Origin of the sequence: Polaribacter sp. IC066, from assembly GCF_007997085.1 — a bacterium.
GTDB lineage: Bacteria > Bacteroidota > Bacteroidia > Flavobacteriales > Flavobacteriaceae > Polaribacter.
Genome location: NZ_VORR01000047.1, coordinates 1 through 24,166, shown reverse-complemented (window position 1 = coordinate 24,166; position 24,166 = coordinate 1). Strand labels below are relative to the sequence as shown.

27 protein-coding genes and 1 pseudogene are annotated in these 24,166 nt (G+C 30.9%); 12 read left to right on the top strand and 16 right to left on the bottom strand.

Annotated elements, in window-relative coordinates; genetic code table 11:
* Positions 1 to 149: 149 nt before the first annotated feature.
* Genes ES044_RS14340 through ES044_RS14330 form a run of 3 tightly spaced genes read left to right on the top strand, consistent with a single transcriptional unit; the run spans position 150 to position 2,326 of the window.
* Positions 150 to 692, top strand: coding sequence for an RNA polymerase sigma factor (locus ES044_RS14340; RefSeq protein ID WP_147117986.1), 543 nt, complete (start codon positions 150 to 152; stop codon positions 690 to 692).
* Positions 682 to 1,215, top strand: a complete 534-nt coding sequence (locus ES044_RS14335; RefSeq protein WP_147117985.1) for a hypothetical protein — start codon at positions 682 to 684, stop codon at positions 1,213 to 1,215. Before ES044_RS14340 ends, ES044_RS14335 begins: the two co-directional genes overlap by 11 nt.
* Positions 1,196 to 2,326: a hypothetical protein gene (locus ES044_RS14330; protein ID WP_147117984.1), complete on the top strand. Its 1,131-nt coding sequence runs from the start codon at positions 1,196 to 1,198 to the stop codon at positions 2,324 to 2,326. The genes ES044_RS14335 and ES044_RS14330 overlap by 20 nt, the downstream gene beginning before the upstream one ends.
* A 48-nt stretch (positions 2,327 to 2,374) precedes the next feature.
* Here the strand turns inward: ES044_RS14330 and ES044_RS14325 are convergent, their stop codons facing one another.
* From ES044_RS14325 to ES044_RS14315, 3 genes are all read right to left on the bottom strand, one after another.
* Positions 2,375 to 2,701: a DMT family transporter gene (locus ES044_RS14325; protein ID WP_147117983.1), complete on the bottom strand. Its 327-nt coding sequence runs from the start codon at positions 2,699 to 2,701 to the stop codon at positions 2,375 to 2,377.
* A gap of 273 nt (positions 2,702 to 2,974) precedes the next feature.
* Complete coding sequence (locus ES044_RS14320) at positions 2,975 to 4,861, bottom strand: CocE/NonD family hydrolase (protein WP_147117982.1); 1,887 nt, start codon at positions 4,859 to 4,861, stop codon at positions 2,975 to 2,977.
* 353 nt (positions 4,862 to 5,214) lie between these two features.
* The gene (locus ES044_RS14315) at positions 5,215 to 6,756 is read right to left on the bottom strand and encodes an aldehyde dehydrogenase family protein (protein WP_147117981.1); all 1,542 of its coding nucleotides are present in this window, start codon (positions 6,754 to 6,756) and stop codon (positions 5,215 to 5,217) included.
* A gap of 111 nt (positions 6,757 to 6,867) precedes the next feature.
* On the opposite strand from ES044_RS14315, the gene ES044_RS14310 reads away from it, so the two are divergent.
* The gene (locus ES044_RS14310; protein ID WP_147117980.1) at positions 6,868 to 7,947 is read left to right on the top strand and encodes an isoaspartyl peptidase/L-asparaginase family protein; all 1,080 of its coding nucleotides are present in this window, start codon (positions 6,868 to 6,870) and stop codon (positions 7,945 to 7,947) included.
* Here ES044_RS14310 and ES044_RS19020 read toward each other — a convergent pair.
* From ES044_RS19020 to ES044_RS14270, 8 genes are all read right to left on the bottom strand, one after another.
* Positions 7,935 to 8,126 carry a hypothetical protein gene (locus ES044_RS19020; protein WP_223269104.1) on the bottom strand — a complete coding sequence of 64 codons (192 nt, stop codon included), beginning with the start codon at positions 8,124 to 8,126 and terminating at the stop codon, positions 7,935 to 7,937. The two genes, ES044_RS14310 and ES044_RS19020, sit on opposite strands and share 13 nt — an antisense overlap.
* Before the next feature lie 328 nt (positions 8,127 to 8,454).
* Entirely contained in the window at positions 8,455 to 9,744 is a 1,290-nt protein-coding gene (locus ES044_RS14300; RefSeq protein WP_147187321.1) for an outer membrane beta-barrel protein, read from the bottom strand.
* Positions 9,744 to 10,262: a sigma-70 family RNA polymerase sigma factor gene (locus tag ES044_RS14295; protein ID WP_317131211.1), complete on the bottom strand. Its 519-nt coding sequence runs from the start codon at positions 10,260 to 10,262 to the stop codon at positions 9,744 to 9,746. The genes ES044_RS14300 and ES044_RS14295 overlap by 1 nt, the downstream gene beginning before the upstream one ends.
* Before the next feature lie 22 nt (positions 10,263 to 10,284).
* Positions 10,285 to 10,689 (bottom strand): hypothetical protein, encoded by a 405-nt coding sequence (locus tag ES044_RS14290; RefSeq protein ID WP_147117977.1) that lies wholly within the window; start codon positions 10,687 to 10,689, stop codon positions 10,285 to 10,287.
* Positions 10,690 to 10,707: 18 nt separating this feature from the next.
* Positions 10,708 to 11,397, bottom strand: a complete 690-nt coding sequence (locus tag ES044_RS14285) for a hypothetical protein (RefSeq protein WP_147117976.1) — start codon at positions 11,395 to 11,397, stop codon at positions 10,708 to 10,710.
* 95 nt (positions 11,398 to 11,492) lie between these two features.
* Positions 11,493 to 11,837 (bottom strand): hypothetical protein, encoded by a 345-nt coding sequence (locus tag ES044_RS14280; protein WP_147117975.1) that lies wholly within the window; start codon positions 11,835 to 11,837, stop codon positions 11,493 to 11,495.
* Positions 11,827 to 13,050: a serpin family protein gene (locus ES044_RS14275; RefSeq protein WP_147117974.1), complete on the bottom strand. Its 1,224-nt coding sequence runs from the start codon at positions 13,048 to 13,050 to the stop codon at positions 11,827 to 11,829. The genes ES044_RS14280 and ES044_RS14275 overlap by 11 nt, the downstream gene beginning before the upstream one ends.
* A gap of 3 nt (positions 13,051 to 13,053) precedes the next feature.
* Positions 13,054 to 13,281: a hypothetical protein gene (locus ES044_RS14270; RefSeq protein WP_147117973.1), complete on the bottom strand. Its 228-nt coding sequence runs from the start codon at positions 13,279 to 13,281 to the stop codon at positions 13,054 to 13,056.
* Between the two features lie 241 nt (positions 13,282 to 13,522).
* Here ES044_RS14270 and ES044_RS14265 point away from each other — a divergent pair, with 241 nt between their 5' ends.
* The 5 genes and pseudogenes from ES044_RS14265 (at position 13,523) to ES044_RS14250 (ending at position 16,610) form a co-directional block, all read left to right on the top strand.
* Positions 13,523 to 14,497 carry an acyl transferase gene (locus ES044_RS14265; protein WP_147118061.1) on the top strand — a complete coding sequence of 325 codons (975 nt, stop codon included), beginning with the start codon at positions 13,523 to 13,525 and terminating at the stop codon, positions 14,495 to 14,497.
* Positions 14,498 to 14,564: 67 nt separating this feature from the next.
* Positions 14,565 to 15,023, top strand: coding sequence for a large conductance mechanosensitive channel protein MscL (gene mscL, locus ES044_RS14260; RefSeq protein ID WP_147117972.1), 459 nt, complete (start codon positions 14,565 to 14,567; stop codon positions 15,021 to 15,023).
* A 77-nt stretch (positions 15,024 to 15,100) separates the two neighbouring features.
* Positions 15,101 to 15,640, top strand: a pseudogene (locus ES044_RS19015) (Abi family protein).
* 63 nt (positions 15,641 to 15,703) lie between these two features.
* On the top strand, positions 15,704 to 15,982 hold the full coding sequence (locus ES044_RS19010) for a hypothetical protein (protein ID WP_223269103.1): 279 nt from the start codon (positions 15,704 to 15,706) through the stop codon (positions 15,980 to 15,982).
* A 190-nt stretch (positions 15,983 to 16,172) separates the two neighbouring features.
* A complete protein-coding gene (locus ES044_RS14250) occupies positions 16,173 to 16,610 on the top strand; it encodes a YHS domain-containing (seleno)protein (protein ID WP_147117971.1) in 438 nt (145 codons plus the stop codon).
* Positions 16,611 to 16,814: 204 nt separating this feature from the next.
* On the opposite strand, the gene tyrS is transcribed toward ES044_RS14250, so the two are convergent.
* A complete protein-coding gene (tyrS, locus tag ES044_RS14245; protein WP_147117970.1) occupies positions 16,815 to 18,107 on the bottom strand; it encodes a tyrosine--tRNA ligase in 1,293 nt (430 codons plus the stop codon).
* A gap of 62 nt (positions 18,108 to 18,169) precedes the next feature.
* Here tyrS and ES044_RS14240 point away from each other — a divergent pair, with 62 nt between their 5' ends.
* A complete protein-coding gene (locus ES044_RS14240; protein WP_147117969.1) occupies positions 18,170 to 19,171 on the top strand; it encodes an SDR family oxidoreductase in 1,002 nt (333 codons plus the stop codon).
* On the opposite strand, the gene ES044_RS14235 is transcribed toward ES044_RS14240, so the two are convergent.
* From ES044_RS14235 to ES044_RS14220, 4 genes are read right to left on the bottom strand one after another with little or no spacing between them, the layout of a single operon-like run.
* Entirely contained in the window at positions 19,161 to 19,628 is a 468-nt protein-coding gene (locus ES044_RS14235; RefSeq protein WP_189663170.1) for a DUF4296 domain-containing protein, read from the bottom strand. The two genes, ES044_RS14240 and ES044_RS14235, sit on opposite strands and share 11 nt — an antisense overlap.
* A 1-nt stretch (position 19,629) precedes the next feature.
* Positions 19,630 to 20,970 (bottom strand): dihydroorotase, encoded by a 1,341-nt coding sequence (locus tag ES044_RS14230; protein WP_147117968.1) that lies wholly within the window; start codon positions 20,968 to 20,970, stop codon positions 19,630 to 19,632.
* Between the two features lie 9 nt (positions 20,971 to 20,979).
* Positions 20,980 to 21,432: a GNAT family N-acetyltransferase gene (locus tag ES044_RS14225; protein WP_147117967.1), complete on the bottom strand. Its 453-nt coding sequence runs from the start codon at positions 21,430 to 21,432 to the stop codon at positions 20,980 to 20,982.
* A 15-nt stretch (positions 21,433 to 21,447) separates the two neighbouring features.
* Positions 21,448 to 22,170 carry a polyprenol monophosphomannose synthase gene (locus tag ES044_RS14220; RefSeq protein WP_147117966.1) on the bottom strand — a complete coding sequence of 241 codons (723 nt, stop codon included), beginning with the start codon at positions 22,168 to 22,170 and terminating at the stop codon, positions 21,448 to 21,450.
* Between the two features lie 81 nt (positions 22,171 to 22,251).
* Here ES044_RS14220 and ES044_RS14215 point away from each other — a divergent pair, with 81 nt between their 5' ends.
* Together ES044_RS14215 and ES044_RS14210 are read left to right on the top strand one after the other, a co-directional pair.
* Complete coding sequence (locus ES044_RS14215; protein ID WP_147118059.1) at positions 22,252 to 22,893, top strand: DUF4271 domain-containing protein; 642 nt, start codon at positions 22,252 to 22,254, stop codon at positions 22,891 to 22,893.
* 18 nt (positions 22,894 to 22,911) lie between these two features.
* Entirely contained in the window at positions 22,912 to 23,658 is a 747-nt protein-coding gene (locus ES044_RS14210) for a uroporphyrinogen-III synthase (protein ID WP_147117965.1), read from the top strand.
* Positions 23,659 to 24,166 lie beyond the last annotated feature (508 nt).

The window sequence follows — 24,166 nt, the reverse complement described above, 5'->3', positions numbered from 1 at the left end:
GCTTAATTGATAGAGTTTCAAAGGTATTAAAAAAGTGTAATTATTTTTATATGCAATATGCCTATAATTAAACTGATTTTAATATTTTAAAAAAAAATGAAACCTTTAAGAATCTTTTTCGTTTTTAATAGTAGAACCAAACTTATAAAATGTCTAACGAGCTTACTTTATTGCTGATACAGTGTAAAAAAGGGAATCAAAAAGCCCAAATTAAATTGTACGATTTATTTTGTAAAGCTATGTATGCCATTGCGTGCAGATATCTTAAAAATGATGAAGAAGCAAAAGACGCCATGCAAGATGGTTTCTTAAAGGCATTTATCAATTTAGAAAATTATACAGATCAAACAACTTTTGGGTCTTGGTTAAAACGGATTATCATTCATCAATGTATTGATGTTTTAAAGAAAAAAAAGTTAGATACGGTTTCTTTAGAAAAGTATCCGCTAGAAATTGCAGCAGAAACGAACTGGAATTTTGAGGTAAAAATGACTAAAGAAATGATTTTAGAAGCTATAGAGAAGTTGCCACAAAAATATGAATTAGTAGTAAAGTTATATCTGATAGAAGGATACGATCATTCTGAAATATCAGAAATATTGCAAATCCCTGTAAAAACGTCTAGAACACAATTAAGAAGAGGAAAACTAGCATTACAAAAAACACTAAAAACACAAAGATATGGAGCATAATATCAGGGATTTATTCGTTAAGAATGAAGAAAATAAAAAGGAATTGCCTAAAAATCATCGGGAAGAATTTTTAGAAAAACTGAACACACAAACATCAAAAAAGAAGAAAATAAGATTTTTCTTTTTCTTAAAAATTGCGTCTTCTATTCTATTTACTATTTGTTGTACTTATTTTTATTTTGGTACAACTTCGGATGTTCAAAAAAAGTCTAAAACTCAAGCTCAAATTCAAATGGAAATTTTTGAGAAAGAGTATTTAACAAATATTGATAAAGAGTGGAATAGTTTTATGAAAATAGCCACCGACACTGTTTTAATAAAACGGTACAAGAAAAAGTTAAAAGAATCAGATTTAAATTATCAAAAATTAGTAAAAAACTTTAAAGAACATCCTAACAATAGCAACGTTTTAGAATCCTTAATTCAGAACTTACAACAGCGTTTAGAGTTGATAAAGGGCATAGAAGCGCACATTAAAGAGTTAAATCAAAAAAACACAAGCAATGAAACCATTTATTTATAGTATCCTACTTTTTTTTATCGGCACAATTTCTTTTTCACAAACCAAAGAAGTTATTTTAAAAAAGCATTTTAAGGTTGATAAAAACACTGTCTTAAATTTAGATTTAGATAATGTTGCCATTGTTTTTGAAGAATCTTTAGACGATAAAATTCATTTTGATTATGGAATAACCTTTATTAGATATCCAAAAAGAAAAAGAGAAGATTTGTTAGACGATATCAATGTGAAAACATCACAAAAAGGAAATACCATTACTTTAGATGTAAAAAATTCGATGTATGTAGGAATAAATAGTAATTATCTTTATAGCATGGATTCGCTTAAATCGGCTATTATGTATTACGGTAAAACGTATAGAAAGCGTGCATACGACTATAAAACAAAAGAAATTCTATTGAACGAAATTGTTCGCAGCGTAGGCAATGATTTGGAAGATTTTCTTTTTAAAAATAAAAGCAAGTATGAAAATCAGGCTTTTATAAATACTAAAAAGAAGGATTTAAAGAGTTTTATTATTAGAGTACCAAAGTATACATGTATTAAAATTAAGGCATTGCATTCTAATCTTACTTTTAAGTATGATATAGAAAAATCAATTGTTGTTAACGCGTTTCAAGGAGATTTAAAGTTTAAAAAATTAGTATCTAAAGATATTAAATTTGTGTTGATGAATGGGTTTTTTCAGGCAGAAGAAATCAAAGCAGGTGCTTATAGTTTAAAGGATGTGCATCCTACTAAAATAGGCTCAATTTCGAATGCAAAATTAGAGACAGAAACGTCTAGCATTGAAATAGGAGAAATTGGTGAGAACGTACAATTCAACGATTTTAATAGTAAACTCTACTTTTATGATTTTGGAAAAAACTTTACAAAATTTGATTTGAAAGGAGATTACTCGAAACTAACTTTATATAAGGTTAAAAATAGTCACTACAATTTAAATGTTTACGGATTCAATACAACTTTAAATATGAATGAAGTAAAAACAACTTTTGGCATTTCTAAAGAAAAAGAGATGACTAAAATTTTAGAGAAAAAAGTAAAATTAAATGAAGTGAGTTCTGGGAAGGTAGAAATTGAATTAACAAACGCAATTTTAACGATTAAATAAGTCAAAAAATCTTAACTTTTTAAGTTAAATTTTCTTCTCATAAAGTTTTTAATTAGAAACAAATTTTAACCCTACAATAGAGGCAATTAAAGTTGTGATAAAAAATAAACGCCAAAAGGTAGCGGGTTCTTTAAAAACGAAAATTCCTATTAAAACGGTTCCTACGGCGCCAATTCCCGTCCAAACGGCATACGCAGTTCCGATTGGTAATTCTTGTGTTGCTTTTACTAATAGAAACATACTTATTGTTAAGCACAATAAAAAACCAACATACCAGTAGGTAGTTTCAATGCCTTTTGCTTCTTTGGCTTTGCCTAAACAAGTGGCAAAACCAACTTCAAATGCCCCAGCAATAATTAATAAGATCCAATTCATTGTTGTTTGATACTCTATTTACAGTTAAATTTCATTAAAACGAAGTTACTGTTTTCTAAAGTAAATGGTAAAGTGAATTTATACATAATTTCCTTGCTATTTACAAAGACAAAACCCAACTCAAAAGAGTTGGGTTTTGCACTATTTATAGAGACTTCAAACCATTTGAGCTGTTTTAGGGTTGTTAAAATATGAAGTGTTCAAACTAAAAATAACAAACCAAACAAGAATTATCATAAAATCTAAACCATTTAAACTCCCGAAATAATCATTTTATTTAGAAATTATTGGCAGTCTTATTTGTGATGTATATGTTGAAGAATGAAGCACTTTGTTATGAGCGGTTACCCCTACTTTTTCATCATAGTTATTGCCTCCAGTGTTCAAATTACGAGCAAAACGAGGAAAATTACTACTCGATATTTCGATACGTATGCGATGTCCTTTTTTAAAGTAATTACTAGTAGACATCGGAGTTAAATCTACTTTATAAACTTTATTTTTCTCCATAAATACTTCTTTGTCATAACCCTCACGATATCTTACCCGTTGTATGGTTTCATCTAAATTATATGCTTTTCCATCAGGATATACATCAATCAATTTAATAGTAAAATCGGTGTCTTTTGCATCTGAAGAAACATATAAAGTAGATTCAATAAAGCCTGAAATTTCTACGCCTTCTTCTAAAATATCTGTGGTATAGACCAAAATATCATTTCTGGTCTCCATTTGTTGTTGATCAAAAGAACCTCCTTTAACTGCATTTCCTGTACAACATACATTACCTCCATAAGAAGGTACTGGTTTCATTGGGTCGTAAGTAAAAGCATCAGAAGTATCAGAATTTGCTTTTGTGGTTGTTAGTGTTCCATCTCCAAAAAGGCTATTTGCTTTGCCATTACTTTTTAAATAATAGGTTGTTAATTTTGCTTTTTCTGGAGGCCAAGCTTCTGCCGCTTGCCATTTGTTGCTGCCCATTGTATAATATTGAACTCTAGGTGTTTTCTCTTTAAAATCGTTTTGTGCTCCTTTAAGCCATAAATCTAACCAAGCATAAATTTGTTCTTCGTAATTAAGCGTTGCATCGCCCACACTGCGTTCTCCAACAATCGTATTTTCGGTTGCCCGAGTATACCCACAATGCAAAGTAGGTGCAATTACTAAATATTGATTATCTCTAATGCTTGCATCTTTCGTATTATTTCTAACATGATTAAATAAGGCTAAATTTGGTGTGATAGAAACATCATACCAGGAAGCAAACCAAAAACTCGGAACACCAATTTCCATGTTGTCATGATAAATTCCTCCTTTAAACCAAGCTTCATCATTTGGTTTACGGCGCACCATTTCATCAAAAATTTCACTTTTACCATTTATATTTTTTAAAATGTCTTGAATTGGTAAATGTTGCAATGCTTCAGCCATGTCTACTGGCGGATTTTCAGGCGCTAAATCATAAAATCTAGAAATCCTTATTAAATCTTCTTGGGTGGCTCCGGCCGGAATTCTCGGTTTAAATTTATCATGCTCTACACCATATAACCAAGAAAAGAATAACATTTGCTCAACGCCACCACGATACCAATTTCCTTGTTCGTTAATTTCACCAACCCTACCAACACCAGCGCCATAGCCTTGTGGCACCATTGCAGCATGAGAAGGATGATCTAAAGCGCCAACTGCCATTTGCCATTCGGCAGTAGAAGAACAACCTATCGTTCCGATTTTCCCATTAGACCAAGATTGGTCTTTCATCCAAGTAAATGCATCATAACCATCGGTTAATGGAACTCCTAAAATATCCCATTCTCCTTCAGAAAAATAGCGCCCACGTTCATTTTGAACCACATAAGCATATCCTCTTTTAACAGCTTCTAGCGCTTTTTGGGCCGTTCTTGTTTTTTGTTTTCCATCTCCCCAAGAATTAAAATTATAAGGTGTTCTTGAAAAAATAATAGGTACTTTTTCAGCTGTTTTAGGGCGGTATATATCTGTTGCTAGGCGAATACCATCGCGCATTGGCATCATTATTTTTTGATCAACAACGGCAATTTCTTCAAGTTCTTGAAGAATTTTGTCTTGTGCGTTCAGATTAAAATTATCAACAAAGAAATAGGCAAGTACAAACAAAATTAAGAGGCTGTGTTTTTTCATTTTATCAGAATTAGTGGATTTAAAGAATTTAGCGCTATTTAAAATTTACTCTTGGTTCTTATTGAAAAGTACCGTACCATTTATTTTACCTAATAATAACAGGTACTTATAAAGACAATGTGAGCCTTTATTTATTTTATAGAGAGAAAAACGAAGTTAGTGGATTTTTTTTAGAATGTCAAATCATAGAAACCAACACAAAAAAAATCCCAACTTTTAAAAGTTGGGATTTTTACTACTATTATTTTTCTAAAAGGTTTTTCAACTTTATAGATATCATATTTATGGTTAGACACCTACAAGGTTAAGTACTGAAATAAATTCAGCGTAAAAGCTTTACAGCAAATTTCAATTTATAAGTCAAACTTAATTCCTTGGGCTAAAGGCAACTCATCAGAATAATTAATTGTATTTGTTTGTCTTCTCATGTATACTTTCCATGCATCAGAACCAGACTCACGGCCACCACCAGTTTCTTTTTCACCACCAAAAGCACCACCAATTTCTGCACCAGAAGTTCCGATGTTTACATTAGCAATACCACAATCTGAACCAGAATAAGATAAAAACTTCTCTGCTTCTTTCAATTCATTGGTCATAATTGCAGACGATAAACCTTGTGCAACACCATTTTGCTGTGCAATTCCATTTTCTACTTCACCAGCATATTTCATCAAATATAAAATAGGGGCAAAAGTTTCATGTTGTACAATTTCAAAATGGTTATCAGCTTCAATAATTGCTGGTTTTACGTAGCAACCACTTTCATACCCTTCTCCTTCTAAAACGCCACCTTCAACTAATACGTTACCACCTTCTGCTTTTGCTTTCGCAATAGCAGCTAAATAAGTGTTTACAGAATCGTGATCGATTAACGGACCAACATGATTATTTTCATCTAACGGATTTCCTATTTTTATTTGATTGTAAGCACCCACAATTGCATCTCTTACTTTATCATATACAGATTCATGAATAATTAATCTTCTTGTAGAAGTACAACGTTGTCCGCAAGTTCCTACGGCACCAAAAACAGCACCCGGAACAACAACTTTTAAATCTGCAGTTGGTGTAATAATAATAGCGTTATTTCCGCCTAATTCTAATAACGATTTTCCAAAACGTTTTGCGACTGTTGTACCAACTGCTCTTCCCATTTTTGTTGATCCAGTTGCAGAAACTAACGCCATTCTTGTATCATTCGTCATCATTTCACCAACATTGTAATCTCCATTAATAATAGAAGAGACACCTTCTGGTAAGTTGTTTTCTTTTAAAACGCCAGCAATAATATTTTGACAAGCAACAGAGCATAAAGGTACTTTTTCAGAACCTTTCCAAACACAAACATCACCACAAATCCAAGCTAAAGCGGTGTTCCAAGCCCAAACAGCCACCGGAAAGTTAAAGGCAGATATGATACCAACAACCCCAATTGGGTGCCATTGCTCTCTCATTACATGCATAGGGCGCTCAGAAGGAATTGTTTGTCCGTTTAATTGTCTTGACAAACCAACAGCAAAATCACAGATATCAATCATTTCTTGAACCTCACCGTAGCCTTCTTGCAAAGATTTACCCATTTCGTAAGAAATTAGCTTTCCTAAAGGTTCTTTTAATTCTCTTAATTTGTTACCAAACTGACGAACAATTTCTCCTCTTTGTGGTGCAGGAATATCTCTAAATGATTTGAAAGCTTTTGTTGCTTTTTCCATCACTTTTTCGTAATCCTCTTTAGAAGTAGCTACTACTTTGCCAATCAATTTTCCATCAACTGGAGAATATGATTCAATAATTTCTCCGTTAGAAAAATTATCAGAACCTGTAGAGGTACCGTTATTGATATCTTTTAAACCTAATTCTAATAATGCTTCTTTAATTCCAAAATCTGTCATTTTGTAGTTCCGTTTTAGTTGTTTATTTTCGAGGACTAAATTACGAATAATTTAAGACATAATTAAATTTAACAGAAACAACTATTATTGTTTAATATCAAACAAATTATCATGAGAAACCTGCCACTAATTTTCATTATTTTATTGATTGCATTTGGATGTAAACCAACTTCAGATAAAAGTTATAATACTGATATAGATTCAAATATCACTATAAATCAACAAGAAAAAATAAACGATTTTGCGATTATTATTCATGGTGGTGCGGGCACAATTTTAAAGGAAAACATGTCTGATGAAAAAGAGGTAGCATATTCAGCAAAGCTAGAAGAAGCAGTCAAAGTAGGACATACCATCTTAAAAAATGGCGGAACAAGCCAAGAAGCTGTGATGAAAACAATTCAAGTTATGGAAGAATCACCTTTGTTTAATGCAGGTAAAGGCGCTGTTTTTACCAATGAAGGCACGAATGAGTTAGATGCTTCTTTTATGGACGGTAAAACATTAAATGCTGGCGCAGTGGCAGGCGTTACCAATGTAAAAAGCCCAATTGAATTAGCTATAAAAATAATGACAGATTCAGAGCATGTAATGCTTTCGGGAAAGGGAGCATCGATTTTTGCAGAAGAAAAAGGATTAGAAATTGTAGATCCTAGTTATTTTTACACAGAAAAACGTTTTAAATCGTTGCAAAGAATCATAGAAAGAGAAAAAACGGAATTAGATCATAATGATAAAACGGCTGCTTTTTACGATGCTGATATTAAAAACGCAAAATTTGGTACAGTAGGTTGTGTGGCTTTGGATAAAAACGGAAATATTGCTGCCGGAACTTCTACGGGAGGAATGACCAACAAACGTTGGGGAAGAATTGGCGATGCACCAATTATTGGTTCTGGAACCTATGCAAATAATAAAACTTGCGGAGTTTCATCAACAGGCTGGGGCGAATATTTTATCAGAAATCAAGTTGCGTATGATATTTCTGCACAAATGGAATATAAAAATATATCATTGAAAGAAGCTACAAAAAATGTGATTCAGCATAAATTAACCGCCCTTGGAGGAACAGGTGGGGTTGTTGCTTTAGATAAAAACGGCAATATGTCTTTTGAGTTTAATACTGCTGGTATGTACAGAGCTTCTATGGATGAGAAAGGAAACTTGGTGATAAAAATTTACAAAGAATAATCTAACCATTTTTCTGACAAAGGCTTCAAGTCTAGTTCTATTTTTTTAGATTCTAGTTTTTTTTTAATTCCTAATTTAGAAACTTTTGTAATTGATAAATTAATGTTATTTCTTTTATTGAGTGCTTTTAAGACCTCTCTAATAGGTTGTTTAGCGCATAAAACCAAGCTATTCATCATTGCGTTAGCTTCTATAGATAAATCATATAAGTCTACATAGTAGGTAGGTTTATCATCTTGATTGATGATATATTGTGTTGGTTTTCTTCTAGGGATTTCAATAATTTTTTTAAGACCACTGAAAGTTCTTTAGGTAGTTTCAATAAGCTTCATTTCGTGTTATTTTAATAAAATTAATTCTAGGGCAATCATTTTAAAAAGAAATTGTCACATCAAACTTTAAAAGTTATACAAAATTAGACGTTTGCATAGCATTATTTAATCTCATTTCGGTAAATAGTTAAATTTAATCGTTAAGGTGTACTATTAAAGTTTAGAAGGTATGTTTTTAAAAACTATATTGAATACCTGTATACATTCCGAGATAAAAAGGTGCAAAATTATTAGCATTTTCATTAAATGTATTTAATTGAATTTTAAACATCGGGTTTAAATGTAAAGACCATTTTTTATTAAGTTGATAATTAAAATCAAAACCTAAATTGCCACTAAAATTTAGTGTATTTAAGTTTGAAGCACTTCCTTCTCTTGCTATATTTTCAGTGCGTAGAAATATACGATTATTGTTCAAAAAGAGTGAACTAAACCCTACAACTAATTGTGTTTTTAACTCTTTTTTAGTAGAAAAGTTATATTTTAGTTCAACGGGTATCTCTATATATCCATAATTTTGAGTTAAATTTCCATTATAGCTCAAGGCACTTGCCGAAGAGTTTGCGTTAAAATTAAGATATTCAGTACTATTTCCTTCAAAAGAAAAAGAATCTTCATTTGCAAATTCAGTATTCGAGTTATTTGCTTGTGAAGAGAAAATGGCAATTCGATTGTTAGAATAACTCATCTCTTGCACATGAATACCAGATTGAACCGTCCATTTTTTATTTATTTGATAGGCAACTTTTACGCCGTAAGAAAAACTATTTTCTCCTTCTGTTGAATTGGCTAAATTAACATCAATAGGAGACGTATTTGAAAAAGAATTAGATTTTAAAACAGCAAAAATAGGAGCAACCGTCCAGAGTTTTTGTACTTCATTTCCATCAACTTTTACAGAATTTTTGGCTGATAAAAAATCATGAATATCCATCTTTTTTAAGACTTCTTTTTCATTTGCTATGTTACTTGTTACGAGCTTTGTTATTTGGGGTATTGAACCCATATTGCTATTAATTATAACATTATGTAGCGCAAGGCTTTTAACGGTTTTGTATTGCTGGTTGCGTATTTTTTCTTTTTTTGTGATAACTGCGTTTCCTTTTTTTGTTTGATTTTTAAAAGTGTCTTCTTTTTGAGAAAGGAGAATTTGCTTTTTTGGTTTTTTTTCTAGAATTAAACCATTCTTTTGACGCTCTAGAGGTTTTTTACCTTTTGGCGTAATGGTAATAACTTCATCAATATTACTTTTTTTAATCGTGTTATCATCCTTTGAAAAAGGAAAAATAAAAAACCCTAAAACTAAAACAGAAGCTATTGCAACAGAAAATATCCAAAAAGGAAAAACACGTCGCTTTTTCTTTTTTAGTTTCGTTTCAATGTGCGTCCAAACTCTTTTATTTGGGGTAGCTTCTAAATTTTGTAGCTGTTTTTTAAACAGGTCGTCTATTTTTTTTTGATCCATTAATTAGAATTTTTTTGATGGATTGCTATTTTTTCTTTTAAAATTTTTCTGGCTCTAGATAGGTTTGATTTAGAGGTGCCTTCAGAAATTTTTAACAAGCTCGAAATTTCTTTATGCGAGTGTTTATCAAGCACATATAAATTAAAAATTAATCGATATCTGTCTGGTAATTGTTGAATAAAATCAAGTAAAACATCCATCGTAAAAATGCTGTCTTCTAAATTTAACTCTTCTTCTTCAATATCACTTGCAACTTCCTTTACAATTTGCAAGGGTGCTTTTTTTCTATAGGTTTGCAGTGCAGTGCGAATGGTAATTCGTTTTAACCAACCTTCAAAAGAACCTGTGTTTTTGTATTGTTTTATTTTATCGAAAATTTTTACAAAACTATCTTGTAGATTGTCTTCGGCATCTTGGTAGTTTCTAGAGTATTTTAAAGAAACACCAAAAAGCTTATCAGCAAATAGTTGATAAACTTTAGATTGAGCTTCTAAATCTTGCTCACAACACCGTTGTATAAGTTCTTCGAGTTTGATGTTTTTAATTTACAGGAACTATAAATTCTTCGAAAATATTTTCTTCATTACTATCTTTTCCTTTCCAGAATTTAAAGATATAATCTTCTTCTTGGGTTACATTTACTTCAAATTTGTATTCTTTTTGAGAAATAATTTCTGCACAAGCTTCATCTAAAGAAACAAAAGCTCTTACTGCAACAACTCTGGCGGTGTCTTGATATTCATAATAGAGATTATCAAAAGAGTAACAACTATTTTGAAGCGTATATTTAATAGCAATGGTATCTTTTTGACCAAATGTAAAACTTGCTGGCACAATAGCTTCATCAATAGGAAGAAATTGGTATGTGTAATTAGGTTCGTTGTCACTTAAACATGAACTAACGAACACTGTTAAAAGACATAATACTATTATTTTTTTAAGCATAATTTTTGTTTTTTTTAATTAGTATTTAAGGTTTGGGTAGCCATTGTTGCATTCAAGAGCAATGGGTTGGGCAATTAAGCTACAGTCAGAAATAATATTCCATTTTATATTGAAATCTTTTTCTGCTGCTGTATAAGCATCTACTTTATTTAAAAATGAAACCGTATCCATGTTTTTAGAATAGGCAATATATCCTTGAGGTCCTCCGCATGCTTTAGCCCCGTATGTTGTAAATGTCCAATTCGCAATGTCATTGCAAGAGATGGCATAGACTAAACTCTGAATTTCATCAAACAAGGCCATTAAATTTCTATGTTCTATTTCTTGAGCTGATAGTTCTCTTTTTACGACCAATGTTGTTGCTGTAACCGAAATAATTCTCCATTGATAGTTGTTAGGGTAAGAATCCGTGATAATTTTAACCAATGTTTCATCAATTTCAAAACTGCCTATATAATCTGTATACGATAAAGGAGGCGTGCCACACCAGCCAGAAGAGCGCTCTATAAAAGAGCCATCTTGTTTAAAAGTAATTCCTGATGCGTTACTAGGTAGGTCATTACTTCTTTTAAAGGTGGTCGTTTCTTCTTCGTAAAATGGTTCTACCCAAGTGCCGATCAGTAAATTGTCTGCATTTATGATTATTTCTTGATTGTTTTCGCAAGAAGTAAAGATGATAGCAATTAGTAAAAAGTATATTTTTTTCATTATTTTTAATTATAATTTATTTGGGCATTCCAACCATTTAAATTTAGAATAATTTTTGATTGATCTCCTTTTAGTTTTTTAATGTTAAATCTAAATTATTTTTCAAAAAAAGCTAAACAAGCTTCATTATTCTCAAAAATAACGCTAATATTTCTTTGAATTGGATTAGATTCTAAAATTTGATTTGCGTCTACTAGAGTCGCTTTCCAAGAATTGCCACTACAGCCACTTGCCCCAATTTTTATCGTTAAAAAGTCCTCATTTAAGAGCACATTATTAATTGTAAAATTAGCTGTTTTTGCGCTATTGTATAGCGTATTATCAATAATCACACATTCATTACAAAGGTCAAAATTCACAGCATCAGAATCAGAGCAAGATAAAGAGATGAGCAGCATGTAGAGAAATATTTTTTTCATCATGGTAATTTTATTCTTCATTTTTAGGCATCCCCAACTTTCCTAAAAAACAGATTGATCCTGTTTCTTTTTCTGTAATTACGTATAAGAAAGGTTTATTTAAACGAACGATTCTATTTGATGAACCGATATTGGTTAGCTCCATTCCAATGGCAGTAACTGCGGCGGCTTCCGTACCTTTTTCATCAACTTCTATAAATGTTTTTTGAATTATAAATGAAATTTTTAGAGGACTGTCGCTCATCCCTGCAAAGTTGGCAGCATCTGTAAAAGCAACACTTAAACCTATATCGGATAAAGGATTATTTAATTTTTTTTCATAAGAAAACTTAAATTTTGGCATTTCTAAATCTACAGGGATTGTAAAATAATTTTCATTCCAATGCTGCCAATTTTCAATAGTTAGCAAGTTTGTAATCGCTAAAGTTGTACTATTTTCTTTTGGAAGAAAAATAGTCATCGAAAATTTGTCATTCTTATAAGGTAATTTTATAGATTCAAAGTGGTCGTTTTGGTAAAAACTCAAATCATTTGTAAATTTCATCATTTGCACGTTGTCTGTGCTTGTTTCTCCATAAAAAGGAAGTTCTTGGGTGTTTTCTTCTTTAAAAGTATACTTCCAGTCACTTTTAAAATATAAGGCATTTAAAAGAATCATTTTTAAGTTTGGGTTTAGCTCTTCTAAAATTTTTGGTATTTTTTTACGAGTTTTTGTGTTTACCCAATCATTAATACGCTGCAAACTATTTGGGTCAGAGAAATCTACACTTTGAACTTCTGCATCATAAAATTCTTTATTTATTTTGATAAAGTCCTCTTTTACAGCAAATGTTTTTTCTGTCCAGATAGAATTTGCAATTTCAAATAAAGAGCCTTGTGAATTATCTGATAAATGATAGATAATTTCTTTATTCAAATTATTTGTTTCAGTTGGTAAAAATTCTGTGTAATTCAACGTCTCTTCAAATGCGTTTTTAGTATCATTTTCTGCACCATTATATGCCATGCCTAAAGCTAAAGAGAGGCTAACAGAAGAAATCATAAAATTCTCTTCGGTTTCGTCTTGAGCTATTTTCTTAAAGGTTTCAAAAGCAAATTTGTGATTAGATTTTATAAAATCTTCGTTTTTTTCAATAGCGCTAAAAGGTGTTCTTACTTCTTCATTAGAAGAACAAGATTGAAGCAAAAAAGCGACACAAAAAATTACTACGGAATAGTTGTATTTTAATTTCATAATTTATCTTTCAAAAAGGTATGCAATATCATTTTGAGCGATTCCATAATCCAAAGTTAATTTATTTTGCTCTAGTTTAACTGCCCCTGTTCTATTCTCAATCACTAAATAATTCATACTATTTTCCTCGATTATCTCAAATGAATAAACAACTCCTTGATTGTTCATGAAACTAGGAGTATAAGAGGTATTGAAAATAGCTGCGGTGTTTATAATTGTTATTGTTTTCATATCAAATTCTCATGTAAAAGTTCCTTTTTCGTAATTTTTAGGTTGAGAAAAGCCACCAATTATTTGGGTTGTATTCCATTTACAGGCAATTGTGGTGTTCTCTAAATGATCATTATTACAATTAAGAAAGAATAAAAGTCGGGAATACTTTAAAATTTAATTCCATAATTAGGCTCATTTCTTACAAGATGCAAAAAGGTTGAAAAGGTTGCGTCTAATAATCTTATTTTTGTAGAATATGATGCGCGAAAATATTTTTAACATTCAATCTCAAGAAGATTTTACAAAAACAACTATTGAAGTTTTTAAACATCAATTTAAAAACAATAGGGTGTATCGCTCTTTTTGCGATTTGCTGTATATTCATCCTTCGGATGTTTTAACAGTAGAACAAATTCCGTTTTTACCCATTCAGTTTTTTAAAAGCAGAAAAATTCTTTCTTCGCTAGATGAGGTTCAAGAAACTTTTACAAGTTCTGGTACAACAGGAGCTATTACAAGCAAACATTTTGTAACAGATATTAATGTTTACAGACAAAGTTATTTAAAAGGGTTTGCCCATTTTTATGGCAATATAGAAGAATATGTTGTGTTAGCTTTATTGCCAAATTATTTAGAGCGAGAGGGATCTTCTTTGGTTTTTATGGTAGATGATTTGATTAGAAAATCTAAAAAAGAAGCAAGCGGGTTTTACTTAAATAACCTTGACGAGTTGGCTAAAAAACTGATTAATTTAGATAAAAACAGACAAAAAGTTTTACTAATTGGTGTTTCTTTTGCGTTGTTAGATTTGATCGAAAAATATCAGTTTCAACTAAAAAACACGATCATTATGGAAACTGGCGGAATGAAAGGAAGAAGAAAAGAGTTAGTAAGACAAGAATTACATCAATTATTACAAAACGGTTTTGGTGTTGATGAGATTCATTCAGAATACGGAATGACAGAATTATTAAGTCAGGCATATTCTAAAGGAAATGGTGTTTTTGAAACCCCACCTTGGATGAAGATTTTAACACGAGATACCGAAGATGCTTTAACCATTTTACCAATAGAAAAAGCAGGCGGAATTAATGTTATTGATTTGGCAAACTATAATTCTTGTTCCTTTATTGCTACGCAAGATTTAGGAAAAGTGCATAAAAACAGCACTTTTGAGATTATTGGTCGTTTTGATCATTCTGATATTCGTGGTTGTAATTTAATGGTCTTATAGGTTTTTTATAAAGAGGAAACAAGATAAAAGAAACAGGATAAAAGATAAAAGAGAAATAAAAAAAACTATGAAATTTAAACTATTAGAAGAATTTAAAGAGTTTGCTGTTAAAGGAAACATGATTGATATTGCTATTGGTGTTATAATTGGTGCTGCCTTTAATAAAGTGGTAAATACTTTGGTAAAAGAGATTTTAATGCCGCCATTATCTTTTATGACTAATGGCACAAAATGGGAAAACAAAAAAGTGGTTTTAAGAGAGGCTATTGCAATTGATGGTGGTGCAAAGCTAGAAGAAATTGCTATTGGTTATGGTAAATTAATAGAGTCTGGCGTAGATTTTCTAATCATTGCACTCACGGTTTTTTTGGTTGTGAAGGCTATGAATGTTATGAAGAAAAAGGCAGATGATCCTAAAAATAAAACAGTGGTAACACCAAAAAACATTGAGTTAATGAATAAAACTAATGAATTGTTAGAAAAACAAAATGAGTTTCTTATGAAGGTTTTGGCCGAGAAAAGGTAAAAAAACGCTAGGGCTCAAAGATTAAATCTCAAATTTTGAGATTGGTTTATTGTATTTTTAAATTCATAATAATTAGAATGGGTGATTTAGCGACAAACACAAAAACACAAATTGAAAACCTTAAAGAAAGAGGTTCAATTCTAGATTACAAGGAAGCTAAAATAAAAGAGCTTTTATTGGATATTGGTTATTATCGTCTTGGTTTTTATTGGCATCATTTTGAAATAGACGATAAGCATAACTTTTCTGCAGGAAGTAAATTATCAGATGTTATTGCATTGTATTATTTAGATGTTGATTTAAGAAATATTTTATTGAAGTATTTAAATCGAATAGAAATAAATTTTAGAACGAAAGTTATTTATTAGGTATCCAATAAATATAAATCTTCTCCAGCTTGGTTTGCAGATAAAAATATTGTTAAAAACTCATTTATCCAAAGTTTCTCTGGTAAAAGAAGTATTTTGAATAGAGTTTACACTTTAGATTTTATAAAGAATAATAATACTTTAAAGAAGCATCATGAAAAATATAAATCAGATCAATATGCCCCTGCCTGGAAGTGTATCGAGTTTTTTACGTTCGGTGTGCTTTTAAACCTTTATAAAAATATTTAAGATATTAAAAAAATAATTTCTGAATGTTTAGGCATTTTAAATATAAATAAATTTGAAAACTTAATGAGTACGGTTGTTTTGATAAGAAATATTTGTGCACATGGTGATGTTCTTTATGACTTTAATACTCCTAGAGGACTATCTGTTGTACCTAATATATATATTGAAGGAAGTGATAGAAGTTCTTTGAGCTCCTGTATAAAGGTTATTTCTTGTTTTTTAGAACATATTTCTGAAAATAGACAATCTGACTTTCTTAATGAAATTGATGAACTGTTTAAGAAAAACAATAAAAATTTAGTTATTAGAAATATAATTAGCGAAAAAATAAGATACAATTAATTTTTTGTATATTAACAATACAGTGCACTACTATTCTTTTAAGCTTTAGTTTCTGCACTTTAAAAGAATAAAGCACAAAACCTAGACAGCGCTCTGGGTTTTTCTTATTTGAAGGTTGTGTTCTTTCGTTATTTTAGCTTCACTGTAATTTTTAAAACTTTGCATCGACCAAAAAGAAAATAAAAACTCGATGAAATATTTTACTCTTTTGGTATTTTTAATATCTACCACTTTTTTCGCGCAAGAATACAACACAAAAAAGGGCTTTATTGCAGAAGGTTATGATGTAGTCTCTTATTTCGAGAACAAAGCAGAAAAAGGTAACAAAGAATTTACAATAGAAATTGAAGAAACTAAATTTAAGTTTTCATCCAAAGATAATTTAGAGACTTTTAAAAATAATCCTAAAAAATATACACCACAATATGGCGGTTATTGCGCTTATGCAATTGGCTTAAAAGGAGAAAAAGTAGATATTAACCCGAGAACCTTTGAAGTTATAGACGGTAAACTTTATCTGTTTTATAACGCTTGGGGCATTAATACTTTTGAGCTTTGGCAAAAAGAAGGAGCAGAAAAGTTGCAAAAAAAAGCGGATGTAAATTGGAAGAAATTGATTAAAGAATAAAGAGATATTATTTTTGTGTTTTTAGGAGTCTAAACTTAATCAATCTAAAAGTACTGTTTTTTAAAAAGGTTGTCCACATAGAAATAGAAGAAACATACATTTTATTCTAAAATATTTTAGAATTAGACCAAAAAAAGAGCTAAAAATTTTAGCTCTTTTTTAATTTTTTTGCCGTTTACTAGAAGAATCTAATTATAACAGAGATTACTCAACAATCAACAAATAATATGTTTTTTTACCTCGTTGTAAAAGCACATATTTATTGGCAATTAAATCGTTAGCAGTAATGATATAATCTTCTTTTATCTTTTCTTTATTTACAGAGATAGCATTTTCTTTTAACGCACGTCTAGCATCACCGTTCGATTGTAAGAAATTTGTTTTCGCAGCCAAAGCGCCAATCATATCTAATCCTTCAGAAAAATCTGCGGCAGTAATTGTAGCTTGAGGAACACCATCAAACACATCTAAAAATGTCTGTTCATCTAAAGATTTTAAATCTGAAGCTGTAGATTTTCCGAATAAAATATTAGAAGCGGCAATTGCCTTTTCATACTCTTCTTTTCCGTGTACTAAAACGGTTACTTCTTCGCCCAAACGTTTTTGTAAAACACGTAAATGAGGCTTTTCTGTATGTTCTTTAATCAAAGAATTAATTGTTTCTTGGTCTAAAAACGTAAAAATTTTAATATATTTTTCTGCATCTTCATCCGACGTATTTAACCAATATTGATAAAATTTATAAGCAGAGGTTCTTTTAGCATCCAACCAAACATTGCCGCCCTCAGATTTCCCGAATTTAGAACCATCAGATTTTGTAATTAACGGACAGGTAATTGCATATCCTTTGCCGTTACCAATTCTTCTAATTAACTCTGTACCAGTAGTAATATTACCCCATTGATCAGAACCACCCATTTGAATGGTAGTGCCGTTTTCTCTAAACAAGTGTAAAAAATCATAGCCTTGCACCATTTGATAGGTAAATTCTGTAAAAGACATTCCGTCTTTAGATTCAGAACTAATTCTGTTTTTTACAGAATCTTTTGCCATCATATAATTTACGGTAATGTGTTTACCAACATCTCTAATAAATTCTAGGAAAGAAATATCTTTCATCCAATCGTAATTATTCACTAAAATTGCAGCATTTTTTTCATCCGAAGTAAAATCTAAAAAATGACCTAATTGCGCCTTTACACATTCTTGGTTGTGACGTAATGTTTTTTCGTCTAATAAATTACGTTCTGCAGATTTACCAGAAGGATCGCCAATCATGCCCGTTGCGCCCCCCACCAAAGCAATGGGTCTATGACCACATCTTTGATAATGCGCTAATAACATAATAGGAACCAAGTTACCGATGTGCAAAGAATCTGCTGTTGGGTCAAAGCCTACATAAGCACTTCTCATTTCTTCTAACAAATGTTCTTCTGTTCCTGGCATGCTGTCGTGCAACATTCCTCTCCATTGTAATTCTGCAATAAAATTGTTCATTCTTATTAATTTATCAGTTGGCAAATATACCTTTATCAACCAAAATATGCTAAATTCGTACTATGATTTTAGTTACGGGAGGCACAGGTTTAGTAGGTTCGCATTTGTTGTATCATTTGAGTTTAGAAAATGACACGATTAGAGCTATTTACAGAACTGAAGCTTCTTTAGAAAAGGTTAAAAAGGTGTTTTCTTTGTATACTTCGGATGAAAAATTATTTGCAAAAATAGAATGGTTTTTAGCAGATATTACTCAAGTTCCTGCTATGATTCCTGCATTTATAGGCGTAAAACAAGTGTATCATTGTGCCGCATTTATTTCTTTTGATTTAAGAGATTATAGAGAAATGCGTAAGGTAAATATTCATGGAACAGCTATTATGGTAAATCTTTCTATCGATGCTAAAGTTGATAAACTTTGTTTTGTAAGTTCTATTGCTGCCGTGGGCGATGCGATAAAAGGAAGCCTGACCGATGAAGAAGACGAATGGAATAAGGAGCTTGATAATAGTGGCTACTCTATTACAAAATACGGCGCAGAAATGGAGATTTGGCGCGCCAGCCAAGAAGGAGTTGAGGTAGTGATTGTAAATCCTGGCGTTATTTTAGGAAGTGGGTTTTGGTCTGCAGGTTCGGGTAAATTATTTAGTAAAGTGTACAGCGGTTTTAAATATTATACAGAGGGTGTAACAGGCTTTGTATCTGTGCAAGACGTTGTAAAACCAATGATTTTATTAATGAATGCGGGTGTTAAAAACGAACGTTTTATTTTAGTTTCAGAGAATAAATCATTCAAAGAAATCTTCTTTTTAATGGCAGATGCTTTTGGTAAAAAAAGACCGTCAATTAAAATTAAATCTTGGCAAACTGCTGTTTTTTGGAGAATTGCTTGGGTCGTATCAAGAATTACAAGAAAAGAGCCTTTATTAACAAAGTATTCAGCAAAATCTGCACATTCAATTTCTAAATATTCATCAGAAAAAATTGAAGAGACAATTGGTTATCAATTTGAATCAATTGAAAAATCTATTAAAAAGATTTGTAAAAATTATCCTAAAATTTAGGTTTTAAGTTTTTTAAATCTAGCAGATTTTTTTCTTTTAAATTTTTGGTGATGGTGTCAAAAGGTATTTTTATTTTATTGATGTTGTTTATAGAATCTGTACGTAAAGAATCTTTTGTTGTTTTGATGGCATCAAAAATTGTTTTTTTTGCTTCTAAACTAACCTTTGCACTTTCAAAAATTCCTTGATAATCATCTATTTTAGTCATATAATAGAGATTACTACTTTGAAAACGAATACTATCAATCTTAAAAAGATCGAACACCAAAGGCATATAATTAATCTTTCTTTCTAGATTTTTATTTTTGATGTATTTTGCAGAAGACGCAATCATCATTTCTTGCACTAAAAGACTCATGGTGTCTTTAGGAATTAAATCTTCTGGTTTCTCAAAAATAGTATTACTAGTGCAAGAAAAGAAGAACATAAAAATTAATAAATAGCTTATTTTCTTCATATTAACGATTAAAAGTGATGCGTTTACCTTTAATATCATCATTAAAAACTCCGTTATTATACATTAAGTTTCCGTTAATGAAGGTGTGAGTTATGGTTGATGAAAATGTAGTGCCTTCAAAAGGAGACCACCCACATTTGTATAAAATATTTTCTTTGGTAACTGTTTGTGGTTTATGGGTATCAATTAAAACCAAATCTGCATAATAGCCTTCTTTTATAAAACCACGTTTTTCTATTTGAAATAATTTAGCAGGATTATGACTCATTTTTTCTACTATTTTTTCAATCTTAATGACTCCTTCTTTTACTTTTTCTAAAAGCGCAACGATTGCGTGCTGCACTAACGGCCCGCCGCTTGGTGCGTTAAAATACGTGTTTGTTTTTTCTTCTAAAGTATGAGGTGCGTGGTCTGTTGCTAAAACATCAATTCTGTCATCTAACAAAGCTTCCCATAAACCCAATCTGTCGGCTTCTGTTTTTACTGCCGGATTCCATTTTATGTGCGTTCCTTTTTCATCATAATCTTTATCAGAAAACCATAAATGATGCACACAAACTTCTGCTGTAATTTGTTTTTCTTCTAACGGAATATCGTTTCTAAAAAGATGTGTTTCTTTTGCTGTTGATAAATGAAAAACATGCAAACGTGCACCTGTTTTTTTCGCTAATTCAATGGCTTTAGAAGACGATAAATAACAAGCTTCTTCACTTCTAATACTAGGATGATATTTTATAGGAATATCTTCTCCGTATTTTTCTTTAAAGATTGCTGTGTTTTTTTTAATGGTTGCTTCGTCTTCACAGTGTACAGAAATAATCATTTTTGTTGATGAAAAAATCTTCTCTAATACAGCTTCATTATCCACTAACATATTCCCTGTAGACGAACCTAGGAAAAGCTTTATACCCGCCACTTTTTTTGGATCGGTCTTTAGTAATTCGTCTAAATTATCATTGGTTCCGCCAAACATAAAAGAGTAGTTTGCGTAAGAATCTTTCGCTGCAATTTCGAATTTATTCTCCAACAATTCTTGCGTTGTTGCTTGCGGCACTGTATTTGGCATTTCTATAAAAGTAGTAATACCACCGGCAACAGCAGCTCTACTTTCTGTGGCTATAGTTGCTTTATGTGTTAAGCCAGGTTCTCTAAAATGTACTTGATCATCTATAAATCCAGGAATTAAGTAGTTGCCTTTAGCATCAATAATTGTTGTATTTTCAGGAGCATTAATTGCTGATGAAATTTTGGTGATTATTTCGTTTTCAATAAGAACATCGCCTAAAAAAATAGTGTTTTCATTAACGATTTTTGCATTTTTTATTAAAGTAGATTTTGTCATTTTTCTTTTTTAAATACCCATTCTCATATTTACTAAACTCTTGCTAAAACCAAAGCGTTCATAAGCCTTTATTGCCGCAACATTATTGCTGTATACATCTAGTCTTAATTCTTTAAGGTCTTTTTTTAGAGACCAATCTTTCAAAGATTTTAAGAGTAAAGTACTAACTCTTTGCCCTCTAAAAGATGGTTTTACAAAGATAAAACCAATATAGCCATGTTGTGGGTTTTTATGATAATGTTTAGAGTTTTCTAATCTCACATAGCCAGAAGCTATTAATTCTTTATCGGCAACAACTACAAGAAAATGAATGTCTTTAGCAGTAATTAATTCTGGGATATTATAATATTGCAAATCACCAGTGCCTAAAAAAGGATCTAATGGTTTTTCTGCTTCTATAACGCCTTGCTCAAACGTTAACAGGGTTTCTAAATCTTCTAATTCTGCGGTTCTAATTAACATAGAATTGTTTATTTATTATTTTGGTAATCCTTTTAGTCTCATTTTTATCACGCCAAATAAAGCTTCATATATAATGTTTCCGCTCATTTTAGAGGTTCCTAAATGTCTATCTGTAAAAATAACAGAAACTTCTTTTATTGTAAATTTATGTTTCCATGCTTTAAATTTCATTTCAATTTGAAAGGCATATCCAGTAAATTTAATTTTATCAAGATTAATAGTTTCGAGCACATTTTTTTTCCAACAAACAAAACCAGCAGTGGTGTCATAAATAGGAATTTGTGTTACGAGACGCACATATTTTGATGCAAAATAAGAAAGTAGTAATCTTTTAATGTCCCAATTTACAACATTCACTTGGTTATGAACATATCTAGAGCCAATAGAAACATCTCCTTTCTCTAGGTGACAAGCATTGTATAAGTGAATTAAATCATTTGGGTTATGAGAAAAATCTGCATCCATTTCTACAATATATTCATATTTTCTGGCCAAGGCCCATTTAAATCCGTGAATATAAGCGGTTCCTAGCCCTATTTTATTTATTCTTTTCTCTAAAAAAAGACTTGTTGAAAACTCTTTAATGAGAGTTGTTACAATTTCTGAAGTTCCGTCGGGCGAGTTGTCATCAACAATTAAAATATGGAACGCTTTCTTTTGATTGAAAACTGCTCTTACAATAGCTTCAATATTTTCTTTCTCGTTATAAGTAGGGATTATAATTAAAGTGTCTGACATAAATTAATTTTCAATGGCAAGAAAACAAATATAAATTATTTAATTACTAATTTTGTGCTAAATCTTATAAATGAAAGTTATTTGCAGGCAATAGAAAAAATAGGAGATTATAATAATTGGATTACCGTGATTTTATTGTTTTTGTTTTTGAGTATTGTGTTGTTAAAAATACTCAATGCTAAAAGACTAAAACAAAATTTCTTTGCTTTTTTTGATTTTAGTTTGATAGAAGATGAAGATACCGAAGGCATCAATTTTTTTGATACTTTTCAAATTATAATATTTTTATTTTCGGTAACTACATTATCACTTTTAACGTATCGTTTTTTAGACGATAAAGGAGTAAGAATTTCAGATGGTTTTTCTTCATATTCATCGATCTTTATTATTTTATTAGTGTACTTTGTCGTAAAAGGAATGCTAGAATTTGGGTTGTCATTTCTATTTTTAATTAGAGAAGGCGTCCGTTTTTTTATGATTTCTAAATCTAAATATCTGTATAGCCTATCGTTTTTGCTTTATATAGCATTCGTTTTATGTGAGTATGCGGGCGTAAATCATCTATTTGCATACTATTTAGCAGGCTTTTTGTTTGTTGCTAGGTTTGTCTCATATTCTATAAGAAACAAAAAGCTGATTTTTAGCAAGTTGTTTTATTTTATATTGTACATTTGCGCCTTCGAAATAGCACCGCTATTTGTACTTTTTAAATTGATATTTTAACTACAAAATTGGAAGTCTATGAAAGTGAAAACGATATTGGTTTCTCAACCAGCACCAAAGACGGAAACATCTCCTTATTTTGATTTGTCTGACAAACAAAAAGTGAAAATTGATTTTAGGTCTTTTATTCATGTAGAAGGTATGTCTGTAAAAGAGGTGAGAGCTGAAAAAATAGATTTAAAAAATTTTACGGCAATTATTTTAACGAGTAGAAATGCAGTAGATCATTTTTTTAGAATTGCTGAAGAAATGCGTTTTAAAGTGCCAGATTCTATGAAGTATTTTTGTCAGTCAGAAGCAGTAGCTTACTATTTACAAAAATATGTGGTGTATAGAAAGCGTAAAATTTATGTTGGTAATAGAGCTTTTACCGATTTAACGAAGCTCATCAAGAAACATAAAACTGAAAACTTTTTATTACCATCTTCAGATAAATTAAAACCATTAATTCCTGAAGAGTTAGACAAATTAGGTGTTAAATGGACGCGTTTAGATTTATACAGAACCGTTGTTAGTGATTTATCTGATTTAGAGGATGTTTTTTATGATGTGTTGGTCTTTTTTAGTCCGTCTGGGATAGAATCATTATTTCATAATTTTCCTAATTTTAAACAAAATGAAACAAGAATTGCGGCTTTTGGTAATTCTACGGTAAATGCAGTAACAGAAGCAGGTTTAAAGTGCGATATTATTGCACCCTCTAAAGACAACCCTTCAATGACGATGGCTTTAGATAAATATATTAAAGAAGCGAATAAGAGATAAATAGTTTTGAACACGTTTCAAAAACTTTATAAAATTGATAAAAACCGAGCAGAAATGCTCGGTTTTTTTGTTGAGCAAGTTTAGTGTTTTTTATTGTTAGGTTAGAGGAAAAAAAATGTCACAAGGCTAACAAACCTTTTAACCGTTTTATTTTTTCATAACCATGTCAAATACCCAGTAACCGTGTCATTTCGACGCTAGGAGAAATCTCATAAAGAAGATAACACAAAGTTGGATAACGTTATGTGATTTCTCCCTGCGGTCGAAAAGACAAACTGTGTGGAAAGAACTGAATGGAGAAAGATTGAAGGGAGAAAAACTGTATGGCAATTCTTCGTAATAATCGAACAAACTCATAAAAAATCCGCAATCGTGTCGCTTTTCCAAAACCGTGTCAATTACCCAGTAACCGTGTCATTTCGACGCTAGGAGAAATCTCATAAAGAAGATAACACAAAGTTGGATAACGTTATGTGATTTCTCCCTGCGGTCGAAAAGACAAACTGTG